The organism is Halodurantibacterium flavum (assembly GCF_042681825.1).
Taxonomy (GTDB): Bacteria; Pseudomonadota; Alphaproteobacteria; order Rhodobacterales; family Rhodobacteraceae; genus Halodurantibacterium; species Halodurantibacterium flavum.
The window spans coordinates 440350-449351 of the sequence record NZ_JBHUGH010000009.1; the positions used below are offsets into that span (position 1 = coordinate 440350).

A 9002-nucleotide genomic window follows, 5' to 3' on the forward strand; every position below is an offset into this window, starting at 1 on the left:
GCGCCCCGCCCATACCGTAGGAAGCGCACGGTTCTGCTGGCTGCCCGGAGGATGCCCATGCCGGTACTCGTGATGAAATTCGGCGGCACCTCGGTGGCCGATCTCGGGCGGATCAAGAATGCCGCCCTGAAGGTCCGGCGCGAGGTCGAACGCGGCTATGACGTCATCGTCATCGTCTCGGCCATGTCGGGCAAGACCAATGAACTCGTGGGCTGGGTGAACGAGACCTCGCCGTTTTACGACGCGCGCGAATACGATGCCGTCGTGTCCTCGGGCGAGAACGTGACCGCCGGCCTGATGGCGCTGACGCTGCAGGAAATGGACATCCCCGCGCGCAGCTGGCAGGGCTGGCAGGTGCCGATCCTGACCACCAGCGCCCACGGCGCGGCGCGGTTCCTCGACATCCCGCGCGCCAATATCGACCAGAAATTCGCCGAAGGCATGAAGGTTGCCGTCGTCGCGGGCTTTCAGGGCGTCTCGCCCGAGGGGCGGATCACCACGCTGGGCCGCGGCGGGTCGGACACCACGGCCGTGGCCTTTGCGGCCGCCTTCGGGGCCGAGCGCTGCGACATCTATACCGATGTGGACGGCGTCTATACCACCGACCCGCGCATCACCTCGAAGGCCCGCAAGCTCGACCGCATCGCCTTTGAGGAGATGCTGGAACTTGCCAGCCTCGGCGCCAAGGTGCTGCAGACCCGTTCGGTCGAACTGGCGATGCGCTACAAGGTCAAGCTGCGGGTTCTCTCCAGCTTCGAGGATTGCGACGAAACATCCGGCACGCTTGTCTGCGACGAGGAGGATATCATGGAATCGAAGGCCGTGGCGGGCATCGCCTTTTCCCGCGATGAAGCGAAAATGACCCTTGTGACCGTCGAGGACCGGCCCGGTATCGCCGCCGCGATCTTCGGCCCGCTGGCGGAGGCCGGGGTGAACGTGGACATGATCGTCCAGAACATCTCCGAGGAGAATTTCCGCGACCACAAGGGCGGGGTCACCGACATGACCTTTTCCTGCCCGGTGGATCAGGTGAAACGCGCCGAAAAGGCGATGGCCGATGCCCGGGCGCGCGGCGACATCAAATATGACGAACTGGTCGTGGATACCGATGTCGCCAAGGTATCGGTCGTGGGGATCGGGATGCGCAGCCATGCGGGCGTCGCCGCGCGGATGTTCCGGGCGCTCGCCTCCGAGGGGATCAACATCAAGGTGATCACCACCTCGGAAATCAAGATATCCGTGCTGATCGACAGGAAGTATATGGAACTTGCGGTTCAGGCGCTCCATGATGCGTTCGAACTGGACAAGGCAAGCTGAAGCCGGGGGGCAATGCCCGAAAGAACCGAAAGCGAAAGTCGCAAGCTGCTCCGGCGGTTGCGCGACACCCTGGCAGAAGCCGGGGCGGGTCAGGAACGGCTTGACCGGATCACGCATCTCATTGCCGATTCCATGCGGACCGAGGTGTGCTCGATCTACCTGTTCCGCGACCCGGACACGCTTGAGCTTTGCGCGACCGAGGGGCTGAACCCCGAGGCCGTCCACAAGACCCGGATGCGTCTGGGCGAGGGGCTCGTGGGCCGCGTCGCCCGCACCGCCACGCCCGTCAACACCGGCAACGCCCCGCAGGAACGCGGCTTCCGCTTCATGCCCGAGACGGGCGAAGAGATCTATTCCTCCTTCCTCGGCGTGCCGATCCAGCGGCTGGGCGAACGGCTGGGCGTTCTGGTCGTGCAATCGCGCGAGGCCCGGCAATTCTCCGAGGATGAGGTCTATGGCCTCGAAGTCGTCGCCATGGTTCTGGCCGAGATGACCGAACTGGGCGCCTTCGTCGGCGAGGGCGAAAGCCTGCCGTCGCCTCACAAGCACCCGGTGCTCTTTCGCGGTCTCACCGGGCAGGAAGGCGCGGCCGAGGGGCAGGTCTGGCTGCACGAACCCCGCGTCGTGGTGACGAACCTTGTCGCCGACGACCCAAAGGCTGAGGTGGAACGCCTGCGCAGCGCCATCGAAAAGCTGCGCGTTTCGGTCGATGACATGCTCAACCGGGCCGTCGTGACCGACAAGGACCAGATGGAGATCCTTCAGACCTACCGCATGTTCGCCCATTCCCGCGGCTGGATGCGCCGGATGGAAGAGGACATCGCCCGGGGCCTCTCGGCCGAGGCGGCGGTGGAAAAGGAACAGTCCGCCACCCGAAACCGCCTGCAACAGGCGCCCGATGCCTATTTGCGCGACCGGCTCCACGACCTTGACGATCTGTCGAACCGGCTGTTGCGCATCCTGACCGGTCAGGGCGGCGACACCGGCGCGGCGATGCCCGCCAATCCCGTGCTTGTCGCGCGCAATATCGGCCCCGGCGAACTGCTGGAATATGGCCGCAGCCTCAAGGGCATCGTGCTTGAGGAAGGTTCGGTGGGTTCCCATGCCGCAGTCGTCGCACGGGCACTCGCCGTTCCGCTGGTGATCCATGCGGGCCGGATCACCGATGAGGCGCTGAACGGCGATCCGGTTCTGGTCGATGGCGATAACGGCGTCGTCCATCTGCGCCCCGAGGACAGCGTCGCCACCGCCTTCCGCGACAAGATCGCGATGCAGGCCAAGGCGCAGGAACGCTATGCCTCGCTGCGCGGATTGCCGTGCGAGACGCTTTGCGGCACCCGCGTGGGCCTGCACATGAACGCGGGGCTTATGGCCGATCTGCCCTCGCTCGAAGGCTCGGGCGCCGAGGGCGTCGGCCTTTTCCGGACCGAGCTTCAGTTCCTGATCCGCAACCAGGTCCCCAAGCGCGGCGAGCTCGCGGCGCTCTATGCCCGGGTTCTCGATGCGGCGAACGGGCGGCGGGTGGTGTTCCGCACGCTCGATATCGGGTCGGACAAGGTCCTGCCCTACATGAAGCCGCAGGACGAACCGAACCCGGCCATGGGCTGGCGCGCGATCCGGCTCGGCCTCGACAAGCCCGGCGTGATGCGGATGCAGCTTCAGGCGCTGATCCGGGCCGCGAACGGGCGCCCCTTGACGCTGATGTTCCCCTTCGTCGCCCAGTTCGAGGAACACGTGCAGGGCCGCGACCACGTTCTGCGCGCACTCGATGCCGAGGGGCGGCTGGGCCATCCGCTGCCTGAACGGGTGGAAATCGGCGCGATGCTGGAAACGCCCAGCCTTGCCTTCGCGCCCCGGCAGTTCTTTGAGATGGCCGATTTCATCTCGATCGGCGGCAATGACCTGAAACAGTTCTTCTTTGCCGCCGACCGCGAGAACGAGCGGGTCCGCCGCCGGTATGACAGCCTGAATGTCAGCTTCCTGAGCCTGATCGAACAGATCGTCGCCCGCTGCGCCGAGGTGGACACGCCGCTTTCCTTCTGCGGCGAGGATGCGGGCCGCCCGATCGAGGCGCTCTGCATCGCCGCCGCCGGGGTCAGGACGCTCTCGATGCGCCCGGCCTCGATCGGGCCGGTCAAGCATCTTCTGCGCCGCGTCGACCTGCGCGAGGCCCGCGCCGTCATCGCCGAAGCCCGCGCGAGCGGCGCGCAAAGCGTGCGCAGCGCGGTCGTGGACTGGCTCGTCCGGCAGGGCTGAGGGGGCCGACGCAGCCCAATCAAGGGATGATCGTGGCACCGCGAAGCGATTCCCGTCAGAGGGTTGCGCGTTCGGCAGACCCGATCCGCAGGCCTCTCAGGCATTGGCCTCGCCAAGGGTGACCGACGGGGCAGTCAGTTTTCCCCGGCGCAGATGGGTCCGGTTCACCGCAGCGGCAGCGCCCCCTTCCCTCAGCGCAGATCGGTCGGCCGGCCGTCCGCGCAGGCGAGCCCCTCGCCCCGCGTCACGGGGCCCGTGACACCCTGCCACGCGCCCGCGACCAGCTCGAACCCCAGCACCCGGTCGGGGTTGGTGGGCGGCGGCATCTCGACCCCTTCGCGCCTGATGAACCCGAACCGCCGGTAATAGGGCGCATCCCCCACCAGCAGCACCCGCCGCCAGCCCAGCCTGCGCGCCTCGGCGAGGCTTTCGTGGATCAGAAGCGCCCCCAACCCCTCGCCCTGCCGGGTGGGGTGCACGGCAACCGGGCCCAGCAGCAGCGCGGGCGCGCCCCCCACCCGCACCGGCCAATAACGGATCGCGGCGGCCAGCGTCTGCGTCTCGTCCCGCAGCACGAGGCAGAGCGGCGCGACCTTCGGCACCCCGTCGCGCAGCCGGTAGGACGACAGCGCCTCGCGGCCCGGCGCGAAACAATGGTCATAGAGGGCCTCGACCTCCCAGAGGTCGTTTTTGGTTTCCTCTTCCAGCTGGAACACCCGCCGTCCCCCGCGCCTGCCCGTTTCTTCTGGCAAGGCCCCTATCATGGGGTTAGGTCTGGGGCAAACCCGCATGCAAGGTATCGCGATGTTCTATGAACCCCGGAACGGCCACGGGCTGCCCCACAACCCCTTCAACGCCATCGTCGCACCCCGCCCCATCGGCTGGATCTCGACGCGCGGCGCGGACGGGTCCGAAAACCTCGCGCCCTATTCCTTCTTCAACGCGGTCGCCTATACGCCCCCGCAGGTCATGTTCGCCTCGACCGGCGCGAAGGAGGATCGCGACGGCACCAAGGACAGCCTGTCGAATATCCGCGAAACCGGCGCCTTCTGCGTGAATATCGTGGAATTTGCGGCCCGGGACGCGATGAACCGCAGTTCCGGCCCCTGGCCGCGCGAGGTGGATGAATTCGTGCTGGTCGGTATCGAACGCGCCGCCTGTTCCACCATCGCCTGTTCCCGGGTCGCGGGCGCGCCGGCTGCGCTCGAATGCCGGCTGACGCAGATCGTCCCGCTGGAGGGGCGCGCGAATTTCCTCGTGCTGGGCGAGGTGACGGGCGTCCACCTGCGCGACGACTGCCTGGTCGAGGGACGGTTCGACATCACCCGTTTCCGGCCGCTCGCCCGCTGCGGCTATCGCGACTATGCCGTCGTGCGCGAGGTCTTCAGCCTGTCCCGCCCGGGCGAGGGGTGACGCCGGTCCGCAGCTCCGCCCGCAGCACCGCTCCGGGGTTCATGATCCCCGCCGGGTCGAGCGCGGCCTTGATCGCCCGCATCGCATCCAGCTTTACCGGGTCGCCATAACGTTCCAGATCCGCGACCTTGAGCCGCCCGATCCCGTGTTCGGCGCTGACCGACCCGTCAAGCGCGTGCACGAGGTCATGCACCACCTCCTTGATCGCCGGGCGCAGCGCCTCATAATCGTGGCGGCTGCGGCCTTTTGCGGGAAAGACGTTGTAATGCAGGTTGCCGTCGCCCAGATGGCCAAAGCAGTTGATCCGCATGTCGCCCATCCCGGCCAGCGCCGCATCCGCCCGCGCAATGAATTCAGGCACCGAAGACAGCGGCACGGCGATGTCATGGCTCGACACCGCACCGATCTTGCGGTTCGCCTCGGGGATCGATTCCCGCAACGTCCAGAACTCCGCCCGCTGCGCCTCGCTCTGGGCGATCACGCCGTCCTCGACCAGACCCGCCTCATGCGCGGCGACGAAAAGCTGCTCCAGCGCCTCGGCCGGGTCCTGCGCGGGGCCAAGGCCCAGCTCGATCAGCACCATCCAGTCGGGCGCGGTCGCAAAGGGCTGGCGGACCTCCGGCATCACCTCGCGCAGGAAATCCGGCCCGGCCCCGCCGATCAGCTCGAACGCCTCGATCCCCGCCCCGATCTGCCCGCCCGCCAGCGTCAGCAGCGCAAGCGCCGCCGCGGGGTCCGGCACCACCAGCATCGCCGCGCCGCGCCGCGCCGGGCGCGGGAACAGCCGCAGGCTCGCCGCCGTGATGATGCCCAGCGTGCCCTCGGACCCGATCAGCAGGTTGCGCAGGTCATAGCCCGTGTTGTCCTTGCGCAGCCGCCGCAGCCCGTGCCAGATGCGCCCGTCGGGCAGCACCGCCTCCAGCCCCAGGCACAGATCGCGCGCATTGCCATAACGCAGCACATTCACGCCCCCCGCATTGGTCGCAAGCAGCCCGCCGATCTGCGCTGTCCCCTCTGACGCCAGCGACAGCGGAAACAGCCGCCCCGCGCCTTCCGCCGCCGCCTGCACCGCGGCAAGCGTCGCCCCCGCCTCCGCCACCAGCACGTTTTCATCCGGATGAATCGCGCGGATGGCGCGCATCCGTTCCAGCGACAGGATCAGCATTGCGCCGCCCTGATCGACCTGCCCGCCCACAAGCCCCGTGCCCCCGCCATAGGGCAGGATGCCGATGCCCAGTTCGCCGCAGGCAGCGACGATCTGCGCGACCTCGGCCGTATCGCGCGGCAGGGCTAGCATGCCCGAAGGCGCGCTGTAGCGGCCGCGCGGCTCTTCCAGATAGCGCGGTTCGGCGGGACGCAGGGTGATCCGGGGCAGACGGGTGGCAAGCATCTCCGTCAGGTCGGCGGTCGGGCGGGGGGCTGGGGCCTGGGACATCTCGTTCCTCCTGACGCCCTTGCTGCCGCAAAGCGCGCGGGCCTGCAAGCCGAAGCGCATCGCCCGGGGACCCGTTGGCGCTCGCGGTGCCGATCCGGGCGATATCCCAGATCTCGTGCAGAAGGTTGTCGGAGGCACCCCTGTCCCGCCAGGCAAGGGGGTCCTGGCTTAAACGGGTCCTGGCTTCAAGAAAAACGGCCTGCAACGCATCTTCATGCACGTCGCCCATCGGTGTTTCACCCTGTGGCCGTCTGTCCTTCGAAAGGCTCACCTGCCATGTGTATAATGTCGGCTTCCGGGCCGCATTGTCCGGGCAGCCGCCCCGAGAGCCGACAGCCCTGTTAGTCCGCCCAGGCTGCACTGGCGCTATCAGTGATTGTTCGCATCGCCAGCTGCGAGCCCCGAGACTCATCAATTGATACCGCAGCTCAGGAAGCTTCCGGTTGGGAAACCTCTTACGTTCCGAGCCCGTATCAGTACTGCCGCCGAGAAATCAATGGAAGGCGACGGACCACTACGTCGCGGCGTTGCGCCACGGCGGGCGCTGACCGAACCGCGCAGGAACAAATGGGGCGGGAACGAAGCATGTGCCTTCGGTGTTTCGTCTGAAACCAGACTCGTGCGCCAAGGCGCCGAACAGAAAAGGGTGCGAGATGATCTTCAGACCTTTGCGCGGCACGTTCCGCCTTTTGACACTGGTGGGGCTGGGCTATCTGGCGTCCCGCCATCTGCAGCGGTTGGTAGACGAACAGGCCCGGGCCGCCGGAAACGACGTCCGCCAGGCCGGGCGCGAGGACATGCGCAATCCGCCCAAGCAATGGGACAAGCTTGATGAGGAGCTGGACCAGAGCTTTCCCGCCAGCGATCCGCCGGCGAATTACTAAGGGCGGGTTAGATCGGAAGGAATAGGAATCGCCCCGGTCAGTGGCCGGGGCGTTTCCCCGCGCGCCGTTCCACGGCGGCTTCAAACTCCGCCGGAGCCACGGCTCCAAGCCGGGGCGCATCATGATCTGGCAGCATCCCGGGCAACTGTTCCACGCGCAGCAATCCCGGGCAGCAACCCCGCAAGGACTTTCCCGGCCAGGACGGCGGCCCTGCGGTCGGTCAGGCAATCGCGAAGACAAGCAGCAGAACAACGACAACCGCCGCCCCGATCATCCAGAGGGGCGCGCGGGGAATACCGCCTTGGCGCGCCGGGATCGTGCGCCGGTCAGCGGCACGTTCGGCCGTCTCGGCTGTGGTGGGGCGGGCGGTTTCTGCGGCGCGGGCACGGGCGATCTGCGCCGGATCGGGCGGGGTACCCGCAGCCTCATCGTCAGTTCCAAGCGGCGCTGCCGCCGGGTCCGAAAAGGCGACCTTGTCCCCTGCGCCGTTGTCGATTTCATGACGCAGCCGGTCCGAAGTCTCGCCCGCGTGGTGGTCCGTATGAGGCTCCGATGGGCGCTTGTTCTCTGGCGTGGTCATGGGGCGGTCCTTTCGGTGGTTCATGCAAGGGGCCGCGGGGTGGGCTGCGTCCTTTGCCCCAACCGCCGCGGGGCCGGCGCGGTTCCCCAATACGAACGGTCTTCGTGAAGACGAAGGCAGCAAAAGAACGATTGCTCAAGGGGGATTAAGCGGGAGCGTCCGATCTTCTGTGTATGACTGATCCGGCTCATGCTTCATTGAAAGGAAGCATGCATGACGATCTCTAAGGAAATCCTCGACGAACTTTTTGAAGTGCGTGGAACGGCCTGAGGATCTGCTCGGCGATGCCGTGCTGATGAAGGAGCGGAAGATCCGGCTCATGGAGCGGATGCTGGGTGCCGAGTTGACCGCGCAACTGGGTTATGAAGAGGGCAAGGAAGCACCGCCCGGACATTCGAACTGCCGGAACGGAGCGTCTCTATGGCCAGAAGGTCTCACCCGATCTGATCAGCCGCGTCACCTTCATTGGTGCAGTTGTGCTCCGGGAGCGCCCTACGGAGACTTGCGGGAAAGACGGTAGCGGACGCGTCTACGTCGTAGCGCAGCTCGGTGCCATCGGCCTCCAGTCGCAACAAGGTAGCTGCCTCATCGACCTGCATTTGTTCTCGAATTGCTGCAGCCATACTCGCAGGGACACGGCGGAGCAGCGCGTCGTTGAATTCCCCCAGCGGCAATCGCCGCTTGAATGCGGCGCATTCCGTTCTCCTGTGCGCCTGATCCGCGCGTCGTCGATCTGGATCACATTTCCCATCGGCGCCGCTGGAGCGCGGCGGACAAGCGCGACATCGCGCTGATCGGCCTTGGCCTTCTCTGCGGAAGAGCGACGGCTGCGGTCGCAGCACGCATTACGAGCTAGCGCTGTGAATGACCTTTCCGGGCTCGTGCGGCCACGCAGGGGGCCTCGTAAACCGTTGACCAGGCGTTGACGGGACGGCAACGCCGAAGGCCCGACGGTTGAGGTCGGGTTCTAGGTATTTGATATGTTTTATGATTCTGGTTGCGGGGGTAGGATTTGAACCTACGACCTTCAGGTTATGAGCCTGACGAGCTACCGGGCTGCTCCACCCCGCGTTGGTATTGTTTGTTGTTTTTTTTGTGAGAGAGATGTTCTGTTTCT

At 66.5% G+C, this 9002-nt stretch carries 7 protein-coding genes, 1 tRNA gene and 1 pseudogene; 5 read left to right on the forward strand and 4 right to left on the reverse strand.

Annotated elements, in window-relative coordinates; all coding sequences use genetic code 11:
- Positions 1 to 57 precede the first annotated feature (57 nt).
- Together ACFSGJ_RS12790 and ptsP are read left to right on the forward strand one after the other, a co-directional pair.
- Complete coding sequence (locus ACFSGJ_RS12790) at positions 58 to 1317, forward strand: aspartate kinase (RefSeq protein ID WP_390262353.1); 1260 nt, start codon at positions 58 to 60, stop codon at positions 1315 to 1317.
- 12 nt (positions 1318 to 1329) lie between these two features.
- Positions 1330 to 3573, forward strand: coding sequence for a phosphoenolpyruvate--protein phosphotransferase (gene ptsP, locus ACFSGJ_RS12795; RefSeq protein WP_390262356.1), 2244 nt, complete (start codon positions 1330 to 1332; stop codon positions 3571 to 3573).
- A gap of 191 nt (positions 3574 to 3764) precedes the next feature.
- Here ptsP and ACFSGJ_RS12800 read toward each other — a convergent pair whose 3' ends face one another.
- Complete coding sequence (locus tag ACFSGJ_RS12800) at positions 3765 to 4289, reverse strand: GNAT family N-acetyltransferase (protein ID WP_390262358.1); 525 nt, start codon at positions 4287 to 4289, stop codon at positions 3765 to 3767.
- An 88-nt stretch (positions 4290 to 4377) separates the two neighbouring features.
- On the opposite strand from ACFSGJ_RS12800, the gene ACFSGJ_RS12805 reads away from it, so the two are divergent.
- Positions 4378 to 4986, forward strand: coding sequence for a flavin reductase family protein (locus ACFSGJ_RS12805; protein ID WP_390262361.1), 609 nt, complete (start codon positions 4378 to 4380; stop codon positions 4984 to 4986).
- On the opposite strand, the gene ACFSGJ_RS12810 is transcribed toward ACFSGJ_RS12805, so the two are convergent.
- Positions 4958 to 6421: an FAD-binding oxidoreductase gene (locus tag ACFSGJ_RS12810; RefSeq protein ID WP_390262364.1), complete on the reverse strand. Its 1464-nt coding sequence runs from the start codon at positions 6419 to 6421 to the stop codon at positions 4958 to 4960. The genes ACFSGJ_RS12805 and ACFSGJ_RS12810 overlap by 29 nt on opposite strands.
- A gap of 653 nt (positions 6422 to 7074) precedes the next feature.
- On the opposite strand from ACFSGJ_RS12810, the gene ACFSGJ_RS12815 reads away from it, so the two are divergent.
- On the forward strand, positions 7075 to 7305 hold the full coding sequence (locus tag ACFSGJ_RS12815; RefSeq protein ID WP_390262367.1) for a hypothetical protein: 231 nt from the start codon (positions 7075 to 7077) through the stop codon (positions 7303 to 7305).
- A 220-nt stretch (positions 7306 to 7525) separates the two neighbouring features.
- On the opposite strand, the gene ACFSGJ_RS12820 is transcribed toward ACFSGJ_RS12815, so the two are convergent.
- Positions 7526 to 7885 carry a hypothetical protein gene (locus ACFSGJ_RS12820; protein WP_390262370.1) on the reverse strand — a complete coding sequence of 120 codons (360 nt, stop codon included), beginning with the start codon at positions 7883 to 7885 and terminating at the stop codon, positions 7526 to 7528.
- Positions 7886 to 8098: 213 nt separating this feature from the next.
- Between ACFSGJ_RS12820 and ACFSGJ_RS20625 the strand changes: the two are divergent.
- Positions 8099 to 8303: pseudogene (locus tag ACFSGJ_RS20625) on the forward strand (IS256 family transposase); the annotation flags it as partial.
- A 576-nt stretch (positions 8304 to 8879) separates the two neighbouring features.
- Here the strand turns inward: ACFSGJ_RS20625 and ACFSGJ_RS12825 are convergent.
- Positions 8880 to 8956: transfer RNA gene (locus tag ACFSGJ_RS12825), tRNA-Met, on the reverse strand.
- Between the last annotated feature and the right edge of the window lie 46 nt (positions 8957 to 9002).